Annotated in this window: 12 protein-coding genes and 1 tRNA gene; 8 read left to right on the top strand and 5 right to left on the bottom strand. The window is 64.4% G+C overall.

Going from position 1 to position 16,010, the window contains the following annotated elements; genetic code table 11:
• Positions 1-19 precede the first annotated feature (19 nt).
• From G6P99_RS07245 to G6P99_RS07230, 4 genes are read left to right on the top strand one after another with little or no spacing between them, the layout of a single operon-like run.
• Positions 20-1,573, top strand: coding sequence for an AMP-binding protein (locus G6P99_RS07245; RefSeq protein WP_029085553.1), 1,554 nt, complete (start codon positions 20-22; stop codon positions 1,571-1,573).
• Between the two features lie 45 nt (positions 1,574-1,618).
• Positions 1,619-2,557 (top strand): AEC family transporter, encoded by a 939-nt coding sequence (locus tag G6P99_RS07240; protein WP_165127652.1) that lies wholly within the window; start codon positions 1,619-1,621, stop codon positions 2,555-2,557.
• Positions 2,558-2,588: 31 nt separating this feature from the next.
• A complete protein-coding gene (locus G6P99_RS07235; RefSeq protein WP_029085551.1) occupies positions 2,589-4,301 on the top strand; it encodes a thiamine pyrophosphate-binding protein in 1,713 nt (570 codons plus the stop codon).
• 42 nt (positions 4,302-4,343) lie between these two features.
• Positions 4,344-4,658, top strand: coding sequence for an SDR family NAD(P)-dependent oxidoreductase (locus G6P99_RS07230; RefSeq protein WP_198031307.1), 315 nt, complete (start codon positions 4,344-4,346; stop codon positions 4,656-4,658).
• Between the two features lie 545 nt (positions 4,659-5,203).
• On the opposite strand, the gene G6P99_RS07225 is transcribed toward G6P99_RS07230, so the two are convergent.
• The 3 genes from G6P99_RS07225 to G6P99_RS07215 all read right to left on the bottom strand — a co-directional run bounded on the left by G6P99_RS07225 (position 5,204) and on the right by G6P99_RS07215 (position 6,597).
• Positions 5,204-5,280, bottom strand: a tRNA-His gene (locus tag G6P99_RS07225).
• A 191-nt stretch (positions 5,281-5,471) separates the two neighbouring features.
• A complete protein-coding gene (locus G6P99_RS07220) occupies positions 5,472-5,906 on the bottom strand; it encodes a phasin (protein ID WP_029085550.1) in 435 nt (144 codons plus the stop codon).
• 292 nt (positions 5,907-6,198) lie between these two features.
• Positions 6,199-6,597, bottom strand: coding sequence for a phasin family protein (locus G6P99_RS07215; RefSeq protein ID WP_029085549.1), 399 nt, complete (start codon positions 6,595-6,597; stop codon positions 6,199-6,201).
• A 338-nt stretch (positions 6,598-6,935) separates the two neighbouring features.
• Between G6P99_RS07215 and G6P99_RS07210 the strand changes: the two genes are divergently transcribed.
• Positions 6,936-11,000: a PAS domain-containing protein gene (locus G6P99_RS07210; RefSeq protein ID WP_029085547.1), complete on the top strand. Its 4,065-nt coding sequence runs from the start codon at positions 6,936-6,938 to the stop codon at positions 10,998-11,000.
• Between the two features lie 494 nt (positions 11,001-11,494).
• A complete protein-coding gene (locus tag G6P99_RS07205; RefSeq protein WP_029085546.1) occupies positions 11,495-12,322 on the top strand; it encodes a metallophosphoesterase family protein in 828 nt (275 codons plus the stop codon).
• Here G6P99_RS07205 and G6P99_RS07200 read toward each other — a convergent pair.
• Together G6P99_RS07200 and G6P99_RS07195 are read right to left on the bottom strand one after the other, a co-directional pair.
• Complete coding sequence (locus tag G6P99_RS07200; protein ID WP_029085545.1) at positions 12,261-12,746, bottom strand: Crp/Fnr family transcriptional regulator; 486 nt, start codon at positions 12,744-12,746, stop codon at positions 12,261-12,263. The two genes, G6P99_RS07205 and G6P99_RS07200, sit on opposite strands and share 62 nt — an antisense overlap.
• A gap of 119 nt (positions 12,747-12,865) precedes the next feature.
• Positions 12,866-13,663, bottom strand: coding sequence for an alpha/beta fold hydrolase (locus tag G6P99_RS07195; protein WP_029085544.1), 798 nt, complete (start codon positions 13,661-13,663; stop codon positions 12,866-12,868).
• A 142-nt stretch (positions 13,664-13,805) separates the two neighbouring features.
• On the opposite strand from G6P99_RS07195, the gene G6P99_RS07190 reads away from it, so the two are divergent.
• Together G6P99_RS07190 and G6P99_RS07185 are read left to right on the top strand one after the other, a co-directional pair.
• Positions 13,806-14,459 carry a GntR family transcriptional regulator gene (locus G6P99_RS07190; RefSeq protein WP_084518884.1) on the top strand — a complete coding sequence of 218 codons (654 nt, stop codon included), beginning with the start codon at positions 13,806-13,808 and terminating at the stop codon, positions 14,457-14,459.
• Positions 14,456-15,985 carry an aldehyde dehydrogenase gene (locus G6P99_RS07185; protein WP_029085542.1) on the top strand — a complete coding sequence of 510 codons (1,530 nt, stop codon included), beginning with the start codon at positions 14,456-14,458 and terminating at the stop codon, positions 15,983-15,985. Before G6P99_RS07190 ends, G6P99_RS07185 begins: the two co-directional genes overlap by 4 nt.
• The last annotated feature ends 25 nt before the right edge of the window (positions 15,986-16,010 follow it).

The raw sequence follows: 16,010 nt of genomic DNA, 5'->3' as shown, positions 1-16,010 counted from the left end.
GAGACTTGAGGAGCGGAACGTGAAAGATCTCCTGAACTTCGGACAAATGCTTTCGGTGCATTCGCGGGTCACCCCCAACCGGGTTGGCACCCGCGACCTCGATCGTTCGATGACATTCTCGCAATGGAACGAACGCTCGTGCCGCCTCGCCAACGCCCTGCTCGGTCTCGGTCTTGCAAAGGGCGACCGGGTGGCCATTCTCGCTTACAACTGCGTCGAATGGTCTGAAATATTTGCCGCCACCGCGAAGGCCGGTCTCGTTGCTCTCCCCATCAACTTTCGCCTGATCGGCAAAGAAGTCCAATTCATTGTCGACAACGCGGAGGCTGCAGCGCTGATCGTCCAGGACGAACTCGCCGGCGTAGTCGAGGAAATCCGCAAAGATCTGCCGATCAAGGCAGACCGTTTCATTCACTTCGGCGCCGGCCCATGTCCAGCCGGCTACCGTGCCTATGAGGACTTTCTCGCGGCCGGCAGCGCCCGTGAACCGACAACGATCGTCACGCTGTCGGACCCCTGGACGCTCATGTACACATCCGGCACAACAGGTAACCCAAAGGGGGTGGTGCGCAGTCATCGCAGCGCCGTGCTCCTGTCGATGGTCACCGAAATTGAACTCGGTCTGCACCGCAATGATGGCGCGCTTCTCGTGATGCCGATGTGCCATGCGAACTCGCTCAATTTCTTTGGCTCGTTCGGATATTGCGGCGGCGTCAATTCGATCTATTCACGCAAGAGCTTCGATCCAGAACACTTTGTCCGGACGCTGGCCGAGGGGGGCTCAACCTTCACTTCACTGGTGCCGACTCACTACATCATGATGCTCGGCCTGCCGAAGGCCGTTCGCGACAAGTACAATTATGACGCCGTGACCAAACTGATGATCTCGTCGGCGCCCGCGCGCCCCGAGACCAAGCGCGAAGTCATGGGGATGTTTCCCAATTCCGGCCTGTTCGAACTTTATGGCGCGACCGAAACCGGCTGGGTGACCATGCTGCATCCGCACGAACAGTTCACGAAACTCGGATCGGTCGGTCGCGAATGCGTGGGCGCCGCGCCGATCAAGATTCTGGACGAAGCCGGAAACGAAGTGCCGGACGGGCAGGCCGGCGAGCTGTACTCCTGCAACGCGCACACGTTCGACAGCTATTGGCGCCTCCCGGAGAAGACCAAGGAAGCGTTCCGCGGTGACTATTGCTCGGTCGGCGACATGGCCCGTCGCGATGACGACGGTTACATCCACCTGTCCGATCGCAAGAGCAACATGATCATTTCCGGCGGAGAGAACATCTATCCCTCCGAAGTCGAATCCCTCGTTGGTGCGCACCCGTTGGTCAAGGACGTCGCGGTCATCGGCTTGCCGGACAAGAAATGGGGCGAGCGCGTTCACGCCGTGATCGTACTGCACGACGGCGTCACGCTAAACGAGACCGACTTGCAGGAATGGTCGAAGGAGCGCCTGGCCGGATACAAGCGGCCACGGTCCTACGCTTTCATTGCCGAAAGCGAGATGCCGCGCAACGCGACCGGCAAGGTCCTCCATCGCGAGTTGAAGAAGAAGTATTCGAACTGATCATGGTGGTTCAGCCGAACCATCATTCTCCGGGCTCCGCGCACCATGCACGCCGTACTGAACTCTGCATTACCAGTCTTCGCGCTGATCCTGACCGGGTTCATCTGCGGCTATTTCAGCGTGTTTGATCGGACGGCTACCGACAATCTGAACCGCTTCGCGGTCTATCTGGCGCTGCCTTCGCTGATGTTTGTTGCGATGTCGAAGATTACACCGGACCAGGTACGCCAGTTCGGATTCGCTGGCGCATTTTGCGGCGGCTTTGCTGTGAGTTTTGCCGCGGCGTTTATCATTAGCCGCTTTCGCGGCCGCCACGTCGCCAATGCCAGCATTGAGGGACTGGACGCCGGCTACAGCAATGTCGGCTTCATGGGAATACCTATGTGCCTTTTGGTGTTCGGCCCGGAGAGCGCACCTGTATCGATCATCGCCACCCTTTTCACTGCCTGCGTGCTGTTTCTGTTTGCCGTCGTCATCGTCGAGATCGATCTGCAGCGGGGCGGTAGTATCTGGTCAACCGGTGCCCGGGTGATCGTCTCGGTGCTACGCAGCCCGCTGCTGGTCGCGCCGGTCGCCGGCCTTGCGGTAGGCCTGAGCGGGCTGAAGGTGCCGGCGCCGTTCGAAAGTTTTACCGCCTTGCTCGGCGGTGCCGCCTCTCCGGCAGCGCTGGTTTGTATCGGGCTGTTTCTCGCGCAAGAGCGCGTGGTGAGCACCGACTTCAGGTCGATCGGCATTCTCGTCACACTGAAGCTGATCCTGCAGCCGGCTGTTACGGCATTCCTCGCTTTCTACGCCTTCTCGGTGCCACCGCTGTGGTCGCACTCGGCCGTCATCCTGAGCGCGCTGCCGATCGGATCGGGGCCTTTTACGATTGCTAAACTCTACGGCCTCGAAGCCGGCGTTACCTCCGGCTCGATCCTGGCTTCGCACGTCTTCGCCGTCTTAACCGTCTCACTGCTCGTCGCCTGGCTTGCACCGACTTGATTCTAACCCCTGACACCAATGGAGTCGCACCATGAAAGTCCTTCCCGATAGCGCCGCCGATCTGATCGCGCGTCTGCTGAAGCGTCGTGGCATCACGCGCGTATTTGCGCTGTGCGGCGGGCACATCATGCCGATCTGGATGCGGCTCGATGCTGAGGGCATCCGGATCATCGATGTCCGCGACGAGCGCGCGGCGGTCCACATGGCCCAAGCTCATGCAGAGCTGACCGGCGAACTCGGCGTAGCGCTGGTGACAGCCGGGCCCGGAATGACTAATGCTATTACCGGTATCGCCAATGCACATGTTTCTCGCGCGCCGGTGCTGGTGATCTCCGGAGGCAACCCCCGTCCGCAAGAGAACCGCGGAGGTCTCCAGGATATGGATCACACCCAGTTAGTGCGTTCGATTACCCGCTACGCCCGAACCGTCCGCGAACCGTCACTACTACTGCAGGAACTGGATGAAGCGATCTCGCGTGCTTTCGGTGACGGCGGAGAACCCGGTCCTTCCTACATCGATTTCCCGACCGATACGTTGCGCGGCATCGTGCCGAAGGCTTTGCAGCTTGAGGAGCATCTCTCCGCCAAGCCCCGCACCGTTACGCGCCCGAATTCGGTCGAGGTGGAAAGGGCCGTTGACCTCTTGTGGTCAGCCCGCCGCGTGCTGGTCATTTCCGGCCGAGGCGCACGCGGCGCCGGACCTGAACTGATCGCTCTGCTCGACCGGCTCGGCGCCGTTTACCTCGACACCGGCGAGAGCCGCGGCCTGGTACCCGATAGCCATCCTTCCGTTGTCGGCGCCATGCGCGGCGCTGTCATGAGCGATGCCGACGTCGTTCTGACCGTTGGTCGGCGCCTCGACTTCCAGCTCGCCTACGGGTCGCCTTCGGTATTTCAAGGCGCGAAATTTGTCCGCATCGGTGATACTCCCTCGGAGATGAGGGACAATCGCCGCGGCGCGGTCGAGATCTTCGCCTCTCCCGCCGAGACCCTGCGCTCGATGGTCGAGCATGCGGGAAATCGCGAATCCAAAGTCGATCGGCAATGGGCCGCGAAACTGCGCAGCGGACATGATGAGCGCGCCAAGAAGCTGCAGCAGAGCATGGCGAACGCCCCCAAAGGATCAGATGGCAAGCTGCATCCCAACAAGGTGCTATCGGCCCTTCAGCAGGCTATCGGCAACGACTCAGTCGTGATCACCGATGGCGGCGATTTCCTCGCCTTTGCCCGCGTCGGACTGAGTGCGCCGCTAATGCTTGATCCCGGCCCCTTCGGCTGTATCGGCATCGGCGTGCCCTACGGCATCGCTGCCAGCCTCGCCTTTCCCGAAAAGCCAGTGGTGGTAGCGACCGGCGACGGCGCGTTCGGGTTCAACGCCATCGAGATTGACACCGCCGTTCGCCACAAGGCACCCGTCCTGATCGTCATAGCCAATAATAGCGCCTGGCAGATCGAAGTGCACGACCAGACCGTTACCCATGGCAAGGTGGTCGGCACCCGCTTGCAGGATGCGGATTATGCAGGAATGGCACGATCATTCGGCATGCATGCCGAGCGCGTGGAAACCGAAGAGCAGCTCGGACCGGCGATCCAGCGCGCTCTCGCCAACCGCCCGGCGCTTCTCGACATGGTCGTCACGCCTGAGGCGATCTCGTCCGACGGCAAAACCGGGCTTGCCTGGGTTCCGGATCTGCAGCCGTTGGCGGCATGGGACGAGGCCGAACGGAAGTGGCGGGCCTCGTGATCCCGACCATTTCACCTCAAACCGAATTTCCGGGAGGTGCCAGTGTTCGAAGTCACCAATCAGCACATGGTGACCGGTGGCTCGAGCGGCTTCGGCCGTCATTTCTCGCGCTTCCTCGCCAGCAACGGCGCCAAGGTCACGCTTGCGGCTCGCCGCGCGATGGCCTTTTCCGCCGCAGTGGACGAGATCAATGGTGCTGGAGGCAGGGCGCAAAGCGTGACGCTCGACGTCACCGTTCCGGAGAGCATCATCGGCCAGTCGAGACCAGCGGGAGGCAGACATATCGCTACCCGAAGTCCTCCTGACGGCGGTCCAGAGCAAGCGATTTGGCGTAAAGTTCGGCGAGCTCGCGCGTGATCGAAAAACCCAACCCGAATCCGGGAGAGCTTTTGTCGAGCCGTTGGCCGCCCTGCATCGCCCGGAACGTCTGCTCTAGAGAAAGTCGGCTCCATCGTCTTCGACGACGAAGACTCCACTCACTTCCACGATGTAGGAGTTCGGTTACTCGGAGCGCTTCGGCACTACCGGTTTTGCAAATTGGTGTGCACCCCGGCGCGTGCGCATGAGCAGGTCATCGATCGGTTTGCCGAGGCTTTTCGACTACAGAAAACAAGGCCGCAGTTTTCACGCCGTCATAGTAGCTACATGGTAGCTATCTGATCGAGCATACGGAGACAACATATTGATTTTGCTGAATAGTTTTGCCTATTGAGCCATTGACCTCCTGTTTTAAAAACAGTTAAACGGGTTTTCACGGACTCCTGCCTTTCGGCCTCGGGCGTGAAAACAGCAATATTATCAAGGCGCAACTTCGCCACACCCCGCTTGTCTTGCCGCGCAATTGGCGACATGGCAGTAGCTAACGGGTTCGAGCGAATACCAGAACAAGATGTTGATTTCACTGGTACAGTTGGGTGGGCTCGAACCACCGACCTCCTGTTCCACAGACAGGCGCTCTAACCAACTGAGCTACAACTGCATCCTGACGCAACGCCCCGACCCGAAGGGGGGCGGCGATTTCGGGCGGAAACTAGGTGCAACGCCGCGCTTTGGCAAGGCTTTAACGCGGGCTTTCGGCCCGCATTTCACGCCGTTGGATAACCGATTTTCAAGCAGAAAGGCCCGGACCGCCTTGGCCCGGGCCTTTCGCTGGTCTCTTGTGGGCTACGCTCAGGCGGCCGGCTTGTAGAACTTCGAGGCGTTGGCCTTGATCGGCTCGGCGGCCTCAGCGGCGACCTTCTGGCCGAGCTCGGCCAGTTCCTTGGCCTGCGCGGTGTAGGTCTCGAACTGCTTGCGGGCTTGCGACGTCCACAGCTCGACCGCTTCGGTCGGCGACTTCACGCTGAACAGCTCCTGGGCGAAGTCGAGCGACGAGGTGGTGTTGGCCTTGAAGAACTCGATCAGCTTGGCCGAATACTCGCTGGCGCCCTTGCTCACCGAGGTGAACACGGCCTCGACGGTTGAGTTGTGGGTCTCGGCAGCATCCTTGAACTTGGCGTAGCTGTCGCGGGCCTGCAGCACGCCCTTTTCAGCGAACGCACGCATCTGCTCGGGGACCTCGAACGGGATGATCGAGGCGGAAAACGGATCGGACGGGTTGGTCATACGTGTAATCCTTCGCAACGGGTGAGTAGATGTGACCATTGCGGACGCCCCGGAGCCAAAGAGGCCGGGAGCGCTGAAATGGATCACGCTGCCTTCGATTCACGGGAGTGCCCTTTGTGTTGGGCCCGCCTAATAAACACCCATATCATGTCAATTTTGTGCAACGCAACGTAAGATCGTGTGCGACGCGTTATTTTTATGTGGCGGAATATAGGGGTACCGCGGCCGACCGGGGCTGGGTGCACCAAGGTCGGCCGCGGTCAGCCGCCGTCAGTTCTCCGTCAGTTCTTCATCAGTTCTTGGGCTTGACCGCATCCATCGCGGCGCGGCTGACGGCCTGGCCCATCTCGCTGGCCTGCTCGGCGAGCGAGCGCATCTGGCCCTGCACATATTCGCTGTGCAGCCGCATGACCTCGTTGAGGTCCTTGGCCTTGAGCAGCGACTGGGCGTAGTCCAGCGACGACTGCACGTTCCTTTCCGCATAGGACAGCGCCTTGGCGGAAAGGTCCTTGGCGCCGGCACGCATCTCCGCGTTGCGCTCCTCGATCTTGCCGGCGGTGTCCCTGGCGTTGGTCACGAACTGCTCGAACGCCTTGCGCGCCTGATCAAAGCTCGCCTCGGCCATCGATCGCATGTCCGTGGGGATTTCGAATTTGGGAATCTCGAAATGGTCACGCGCGTTGTCGCTCATGGTCGTTCTCCCTCGCTTGGTGATCGGCCCGCCGGTTGGCTCCGATGGCCTGCGGCAGGTTATATCGTGGACTGCAATCGCAGGTGTGACGCGGAGCCGCCTGGTTCCGCAATCACCCGCCACGCAGCAGTTGATGCCCGACAACGCCAAACGGCTGTGGATCGTTCAGCCAAGTTAACGTTATCCCGGCTTTGGCTGACGCACTCTCGCCGCGGACATGGACCTGCCGCCCCCCAGTTGCGATACTAACCTTCTGTTAAGGCTGTCGTCCTGCGGCTGCCGGCCCCTTCGGCAAAGCTAAGGAAGAAAGCCCAACCCATGCGGTCAAATCTGGCGTGATCAGCGACGCGGAATTCCAGATCCAGGCACTCGGCGATGTGAGGCTGATGGATCATGCGACGAGCGCCCAGCCGGCATGGCTGTGGTCGGCCGACGGCGCGCGGATCCTGTGGGCCAATCCGGTCGGGGCGCAGGTATTCGGTGCCGCCAATGGCGCCGGATTGGCGAAGCGCGCCTTCGGCCCGGCCGATCCGCATCGCCGCCAGGTCGTCCGCCTCGGCCGCAGCCTCGCCGCGACCGGCGCTATCAGGCTGGAGCGGCTGCCCGGTTTTGGCGCTGCGCCCGGAATGCTCGCGACCTGCGGCTGCGCGCGGCTCGAGCTGTCAGACGGCAGCCACGGCATCCTGGTGTCTGCGCTCAATGCCAGCGGCCGCGGCATGCCGCTCGCCGAGCGGTTGCTGCGGCTGGTGCAGGGGCTCGACCGGCCCGCGGCCGCCTTCAATGCCGACGGACTTTTGATCGCAGCCAATGAGGCGGCGCGGCCGCTGCCGGGCCTGCACGATCTCACCGAGGCCGGCCTCGATGCCGCGCGCGACGCGGCGCTGGCGCAGGGCCGCGCGTCGGCCAGCACAGCTATCGGCCGCGTCGTGCTGCAGCGGATCGGCCGCGGCGCCGATCGCGCGCTGGTCGCGCTGATCAAGCCGGCGCCGCATCTCGCCGTAAAACCGGCGGCGCCGATCGTGCCTGAGCCGGTTGCGCCGGTGACGCCGGCGCCGGAAGCCGCGACGTTAGCAGCGACAGCACCGCAAAAGGCCGCAGCGGCCGAGCCGCCGCCAGCGCCGGCCGTTGTCGAACAACCTGTTGCACAGGACGAAGCCCCCGCGCCGGCGACTTTCACGCTGTTCGATGCGCTGGATCCCGCGCCGGAAGAAGCAGCCACGGCGGAGCCGATCATCGGCGCGACTGAATCCGAGCATGTGGACGCCGCTCTATCTCTCGCCGCGGCAGAACCGGCTCACGCAGCGACAGCACCCGTCGAGACCGCGGCTTTCGACACCACGCCTGATGAAAGTCCCGCCGTCGAGGAGCCGCTGTCGGAAGCGCTGATCGAGATGCCCGCTGAGGCGCAGGCTGAACAGCCCGCGGATGTTGCGACGTCTCCCTCACCAGCAGAGGAGGCGCACCTAGAGCCAGCGCCCGTCGAGACCGTGGCTTTCGACACCACGCCTGACGCAACTCCTGCGTTAGAGGAGCCGCTGTCGGACGCGCTCATCGAAGTGCCCGCCGCAGCGCAGGTCGAAGAGTCCGCGGAATTTACTTTAACGCCCGCGCCAGCCGAACAGACGCCGGTAGAAACTGCGCCCATCGAGCCCGCGCATCTCGACACCGCGCCCGACGAAACTCCCGCCGTCGAGGAGCCGCTGTCGGAAGCGCTGATCGAGGTGCCCGCTGAAGCGCAGGTCGAAGCGCCTGCGCCTGAGCCCCCGCGCGATCTCGAGGAGACGGCAACCGCGCCGGCCGCCGCGATATCATCCTCGCCGGCCGATCACGCGCCCTCGCCCTATGCGATCGCGGATGCGCCGCCTCCACCACCCGCCGCCGAGCCGGAGCCCGCGACGCCAGCGCTGATGAAGACTCCATCCTGGCTCGACGAGCCGTTGCCGGTGCGGCGGCATCCGCTGCGCTTCATGTGGCAGATGGACCATGAGGCGCGCTTCTCGCTCGGCTCCGACGAATTCACCCGCCTAATCGGCCTGCACACCGCCGCCGGCTTCGGGCGGCTGTGGAGCGATATCGCCGCGAGCTTTGGCCTCGATCCCGAGGGCCGCGTCATGCAGGCGTTCGCCAGCCACGACACCTGGAGCGGCATCACGCTGCACTGGCCGGTCGACGGCGGCGGCCGGCTGCCGGTCGAACTGTCCGGCCTGCCGGTGTTCGATCGCAACCGGAATTTCGCCGGCTATCGCGGCTTTGGTGTGTGTCGCGACCTCGACGGGCTTGCGCGACTCGCAGCAATGCGCCGCTATGAGTTCTTCAGCGGCTCGATCTCGCCGCAATCCTTGTCGGCCGATGTCGCGCCTGTGCCGCGCACCGATGCGCCGCCCGGCCCCGCCGCCCCGCCGCATGACAATCCTCCGCCGCACGCGGAGCCGCCGCCCGACACGACCGCAGCCGCACCACCCGAGGAATTGACCGAGCCGACAGCAACAAAAACTTCACACCAAGCCGATCCGGAACACGCCGTGGAAACGAACGAGGAAACGCACGAAGTGCGTCAAGACCCGCCACCGAACGTGGTGCAGTTCCGCCCCGCCGGCGACACAAGGCCGCCGTCGCTGACGCCGGTCGAGAACAACGCCTTCAACGAGCTCGCCCGCCAATTATCAGCGCGGCTCGAGAGCGAGGCCGGCCTCACCGCGTCGACGAACCAGAGCGCCGCCGCGGAGCCGGTTGCCGAGGAGCCCGACCCGGGCGAGGCGCGCCAGGAGGCGGAGGCGCAGCAAGAGACGGTCGCGCAGCAAGCGTCGCCGGCCGACCCGCAAAAGGTCAGTTGGCTCGCCGCGGCCGAGCCTGCGCCGCGCGCCGACTCCCGGCGCGACCGCGCGCTGCTCGATTTGCTGCCGGTCGGCATCCTGATCTACCGGCTCGACCGCCTGCTCTATGCCAACCACGCCTTCCTCACGCGCATGGGCTATGACAGCCTGCACGGGCTGGAAGCCGCCGGCGGGCTCGACGCGCTCTATGTCGAGCCGGGCGTCTCGCAGGCGAGCAGCACCTCCGGCACCGGCACGCCGGTCACGATCTCGGCCAACCAGAATGGCGGCAACTCCGGAGAGTCCGTATCTGCGGAAGCGCGGCTGCACACCATCACCTGGGACGACGATTCCGCGCTGGCGCTTATCTTCTCGCGCACGCTCGAGGAAGATGCCGCGGTCGCCGCCGCGCTGTCCGATCCCGAGCCTGCGGCCGCGATCGCGGAGCCGGTGCTTGCGCCACCTGAGCCGCAGGCCGGCCACGCCGACGCCGAGGAGCTCGGCGCGATCCTCGACACCGCGGCCGAGGGCATCATCATGTTCGATGCCGAGGGCAACATCCATTCCTGCAACCGCAGCGCCGAGGCGCTGTTCGGCTATGACGGCGACGAGTTCATCGCGCACAACCTCGCCGATTTGTTCGCGCCGGAGAGCCAGCACGGCATCCGCGACTATCTCGCCAGCGTGAAATCCGCCGGCGTCGCCAGCCTGCTCGACCACGGCCGCGAGACGCTCGGCCGCGTCCGCCAGGGCGGCATCATCCCGCTGTCGGTGACGATGGACCGCACCCGCGCCGACGGGCCGAACTTCTTCGCCGTGTTCCGCGATCTGTCGCAGGCAAAGCGAAGCGAGGTCGAACTGCGCGAGGCGCGGCGGCTCGCCGAGCGCGCGGGGAACGCCAAGACCGACATGCTGGCGCGGATCAGCCATGAGCTCCGCACCCCGCTCAACGCCATCATCGGCTTTTCCGAGGTGATGATAGGCGAACGCTTCGGCGCGCTCGGCAACGAGCGCTATGTCGAATACATGAAGGACATCCGCGCCTCCGGCGAGCGGGTGATCGCGATCGTCAACGACCTGCTCGACCTGTCGCGGATCGAGACCGGCAAGCTCGACCTCGCCTTCACCAACCAGAACCTCAACGAGATGGTGGAGAGCTGCGTCGCGGTGATGCAGCCGCAGGCCAACCGCGAGCGCATCATCATCCGCACCTCGCTCGCGCACACGCTGCCGCCTGTCGTCGCGGACGCCCGCGCGCTGCGCCAGATCACGCTGAACCTGATCGGCAACTCGATCCATCTCGCCAATGCCGGCGGCCAGGTGATCGTCTCGACCGCGCTGTCGGATTTCGGCGAGGTGATGCTGCGCGTGCGCGACACCGGGCAGAGCCTCAACGACAACGAGGTCGCCGCCGCGCTCGAACCGTTCCGCGCGCCGACGCCGTCGGATCAGGCCGGCTCCGGCGGCGTCAGCCTGTCGCTGACCAAGGCGCTGGTCGAAGCCAACCGCGCCAAGTTCCAGATCAAGACCGGCGGCCGCACCGGCACGCTGATCGAGATCGTGTTCTCCCACGCCACCGCAAGGGCGTGAGGGGGCGGCGCGCGCACACAACTGAGGTCTTCGGCACGCGCGTGTGGCTTATCGTCTGCGCCAGTTGCGTGAGGGACGCACCGGCGGAAGGGTTCCCTCTCCCCTTGTGGGAGAGGGTTAGGGAGAGGGGTGCCACACGGCATGCTCTCTCCATCTAATATTCTTCAACGCCACGCGGCCGAGATTGTGAGACCGCCTCTCACCTCGATCATCTCACACCCGGGGCCACCCCTCTCCCCACCCTCTCCCACAAGGGGAGAGGGATCCTGGCCAGCGTGCTCACCTCACTTCGTTTGAGCAGCGCGCATCTGAGTTCGGATCACGCCTGAATTCGCGCCCCACCGCCCAAACAGCACGCATGACTTGCTCGACTGCGAAAATCTGTCGCGCACGGACCCGCGCGGCACGGCATAAATCTTGCTGCAATTCAGATTGTTTGAAGTTCATTGCCTTAGCAATCCACCCCCATTGTCCCAAGCATTTGGATTTGCCGGATGCGCTGCCTCGTCGTCGCCGACTTGCATTACTCGTTGCCGCAGTTCGACTGGCTGCTGGCGGCCGCGCCGCAATTCGACCTGGTGATCTTCGCGGGCGATGCGCTCAACCTCGGCTCGGCGGTCGATTTCCGCGCCCAGATCGTGGTCGTCACGAAATACCTGTCGCGGCTCGCTGGCCTCACGCGCGTGATCTTCTGCTCGGGCAATCATGACCTCGACGAGCGCAACGCAGAGGGCGAGAAGGTCGCGCGATGGGTCGCCGGCATCAGGGAATCCGGCGTGGCCTGCGACGGCGACAATCTGACCATCGGCGACACGCTGTTCACGGTATGCCCGTGGTGGGACGGCCCGCTGGTCAAGGCGCGGATCGACGACCAGCTGCGCGAGGCAGCCGCCATCCCGCACCGCCGCTGGGTCTGGGTGCATCATGCCCCGCCGGCGGATTCCCCGATCAGCTGGGGCGGCAAGCGCTTCTTCGGCGACGTCGAACTGCTGCGCTGGATCGAGCGCCACCATCCGGCGATGGTGATCTCTGGCCATGTGCATCAATCGCCGTTCATCCCGAGCGGCTCGTGGTTCGACCGCATCGGGACCACCTGGGTGTTCAATACCGGCCTGCAGCCGGGCCGGCCGCCGGTCTACATCGTGCTCGATCTCACCCAGGACAAGGCGTTCTGGCTCGCCGCCGGCGATGCGCAGATCGTCGATCTCAACGCCCCCCTGCATCGGCCGGCAACGCCGCTGCACGAGGCGCCGGACTGGCTCACATCCTTGGATCGGATTGCCGATCCGAGCCTGGCGCGACCTGCATCGGCGGCAGGTTGATCATGCTCTGCAGCACCTCGCCGACCATCGCCAGATGGGTGCCGTGGTCGGCATATTGGTGCATCAGGTCGGCCAGATAGGTCGTGGCGACGTGCAGCCGTTGCGCCAGCAGCTGCGCGATCAGCAGCGCGACCGCAGGCTGCTCGCGCAGGAACGACGCCGCGTCGTCGAATTCATACAGGACGCAATCCGACGCCGTGCGCACCTTCGCGCTGTGCGGCCGGTCGAGCAGCACACTCATCTCGCCGAACACCGCGCCGGGCTCGTCGATCACGGCGACCAGACTTTCGCCTTTCACAACCTCCACCTTGCCCTCGAGCAGCACGAACAGGTGACCGGTTTTGCCGCCCTCCTCGATGAAATCGGTGCCGGCCGGCAAGCTCCGTTGCGTCGCTCCACTGCAGTGATCAAGGATCGCGCGCATCTGGTTTCGCCTCCGTGTCCGCCAGATTAGGCAGAGATGCCGTCGAGGTGAAACGGATTAGCTGGGCGTTCTGCCCAAATTGTCGGCAGGCCGCGGCGCGGGCGCGAGCGGCGGCGCCGTCACGCAGTGGGCGCGGCTTGCTTGATCGACAGGAAATCGCCGATCGTATCGAGGAACAGCTTTGGCGATTGCAGCTGCGGGACGTGCGCACATCCCGGAACGACCCTGAGCTCGGCTCGCGGCAGTCCGGCTGCCAATTCGTATGACATCGGCGGCGGCGTCGCCTCGTCGTATTCGCCGACCACCACAAGTGTCGGGACAGTCACGCCAGCGAGTTCGGCACGCAGATCGAGGCTCGCCAGCGCATCGCAGGCCGCGCAGAACACGTCGGGATCAGTGCGCAAAAAGGCTTCGCGGCGATCCTCCATTAGCGCCGGATGCTGCACCTGGAAATCCGGTGCGAACAGCCGGCGCATCGCAACGTCGGTGATCGCGGCGAGCCCCTTCTCGCGGGAAACTCTTGCCATGGTGCGAAACGCCTCGCGGCCCGGCTCGGAGAACGCAGCTCCGGTGTCGGCGAGGATCAGCCTGCTCGCGAGCGCCGGGTGGCGGATCGCCATCTGCAGTGCGACGAACCCGCCATAGCCATTGCCAAGCACGACGGCCGGCATGCCATCAGCCGCATCGTGCACCGCCTCCGCCATCCGGTCGGCGATGGCAACAAGGCCGCCTTCGATCGCGGCCGATCGGCCAAATCCCGGCAGTTCCGCCACGATGGTCCGGAACGACCGGGCCAGCTCCGGCACAATCGCATCGAAGCTCGCGCGGTCCGACAGCAGGGAGTGAAACAGGAGCAGCGGCGGCCCCTCGCCCGACTGGGCTGCGTTGACGGTGCGGTTGGCGAAAAGCCTGTCCATTGCCGGTCTCTTTCCAAATCGGGCCGAGGGCCTCGAGGCCCCTTTCGCGACGATTGATAAATCAAATCGAGCTGATTTCAAGCATTTTAGGCTTGACGTGATATTTCACAGATTGCAGTTTGGTGGCGGGAGCCTGAACCCTATGATCCTTTTGCGCGACAATATCTACGAAAACCTGCGGTCTGATATTTTATCATGCCACTTCGCCCCAGGCGATGAAATGCGCGAGCAGGAGTTGGCGGAGCGCTATGCCGTCAGCCGCCAGCCGGTCCGGGACGCCCTGCTGCGGCTCGAACGCGAGCATCTTGTGACGGTGCAGCCCCGCCAGGGCTACCGGGTCAATCCGATCTCGCTGTCCGACGCGCGTGACCTGCTGCGCTTTCGGCTTGCGCTCGAGCCGGCCTGCGTCGCCGAAGCGATCGAGAGTGCGCCAGACAGCATCCTGAAATCACTCGATGAATTCCGCCGCTTCTCCGGCAGCCATGAGGACTTCATCGCCTACAATCGCGGCTTCCACTCTGCGCTGGCGCACGCATCGGGCAACCGCCGGATGGCGGCGACGCTCTGCGACCTGATTGGTCAGGCCGACCGGCTGGTGCGCGTCAGCGTCTCCAACCTGAAGGGCCACGATCCGGCGAAGCTCGTGGCCGAACACGTCGCCCTGATCGACGCCATGCAGCAGCGCGAGGGGCGCACCGCGGCCCGCATCATCAAGGCGCACATCGCCGCCACCGAAAAGCGCGTCCTGCCGGCGCTCAAGCGCAACGCCGTCATCGTCGAAGAGAGGTCAGCATGAACATTCCGTCGAAGCCCGCGACGATCGAGGTCGAGATCCATGGCAATTTCATCGACGGACGCGAGGTCGAGGCCGGAGTCGGCGAGCTCTTGGACGTCCGCAATCCCGCGACCGGCGACGTCATCGCCCGGATCCCGAATTCGACCGCTGAAGACATCGACCGCGCGATGAAGAGCGCGCGCGCGGCGTTCGAAGGCAGGGCATGGGGCGGAATGGATACCCGCGCGCGTGCGCGGCTCGTCAACAGGCTCGCCGACGCGTTCGAAGCCAATCTCGATACGCTGTACCGGCTGGAGACGTTGAACAACGGACGACCCGTCAACGAGACCCGCGCGCAGCTGTCGCGGCTGCCGGATTTCTTCCGCTATTTCGCCGGCGTGGCGCTGTCGCGCCGCGATTCCGTCATCCCGGTCGAAGGCTCCTATCTGAACTACACGCTGCGCACGCCGATCGGAATCGTCGCCAACTGCACGCCGTTCAATCATCCGCTGATGATCCTGTGCAAGTCGCTTGCCGTGGTGCTGGCGACCGGCTGCGTCACCGTGGTCAAGCCGTCGGAATACACGCCGCTGACGACGCTGAAGCTCGCCCAGATCTTCAACGAGGCCGGCCTGCCTCCCGGCGTCTTCAACATCGTGCTCGGCCTCGGCCAGAGCGCGGGCAAGATGCTGGCCGAGCACGGCGACATCGACAAGCTGGTGCTGACCGGCGGCACCGAAGCGGGCCGCATCGCGGGCAGCGCCGCGGCGAAGGTGTTCGCGCACCAGACCATGGAGCTCGGCGGCAAGACGCCGGTGATGATCTTCGACGATTTCGACGTCGACCGCGCCGTCAACTATGCCGCATTCGGCGCCTTCATCGGCGCCGGACAGACCTGCGTCTGCGCGTCGCGCCACATCGTGCAGGCCTCGATCTACGACGAGTTCGTCGAAAAGCTGAAGGCCAAGACCCGCACCATCCGCATCGGCGATCCCTTCGATCCGAACACCCAGCTCGGACCCGTGATCTCGGCGCGCCAGCGCGACCGCGTGCTGACCTATGCGCGCTATGGCCATGAAGACGGCGCGCGGCTCCTCACCGGCGGCGTCGCCGCCAAGGTCGCGGGTCACGACAACGGCTATTTCGTCGAGCCGACCGTGTTCGCAGACGTCAAATCCGACATGCGGATTTTCCAGGAGGAGGTGTTCGGTCCCTTCACCTCGGTGACGCCGTTCAAGGACGAGGCCGACGCGCTCCGGCTCGCCAACGACTCGCCGTTTGGCCTCGCCGCCGCCATTCGCACCCGCGACGTCGCGCGCGCCCATCGCGTTGCCGCCGCGGTCAAGGCCGGCATCGTCTGGATCAACGACCATCACCGGCTCGATCCGGCCTCGCCCTGGGGCGGCGTCGACGATTCCGGCATTGGCCGCGAATGCGGCACCGAGAGTTTTGACGACCATTTCAACACCAAGAGCGTGATGGTCGCGACCCACGAACAGCCGTTCGATTGGTACCGCGACACGGCCAGCCAGCGCCGTTTGAACTAGCCACAGTCAGGCAAGCGGCAAACGC

This window comes from Bradyrhizobium sp. 6(2017) (assembly GCF_011058295.2).
Taxonomy (GTDB): domain Bacteria; phylum Pseudomonadota; class Alphaproteobacteria; order Rhizobiales; family Xanthobacteraceae; genus Bradyrhizobium; species Bradyrhizobium septentrionale.
The sequence above is the reverse complement of the archived record's forward strand: the minus strand, read 5'-3'. Positions and strand labels throughout refer to the sequence as shown.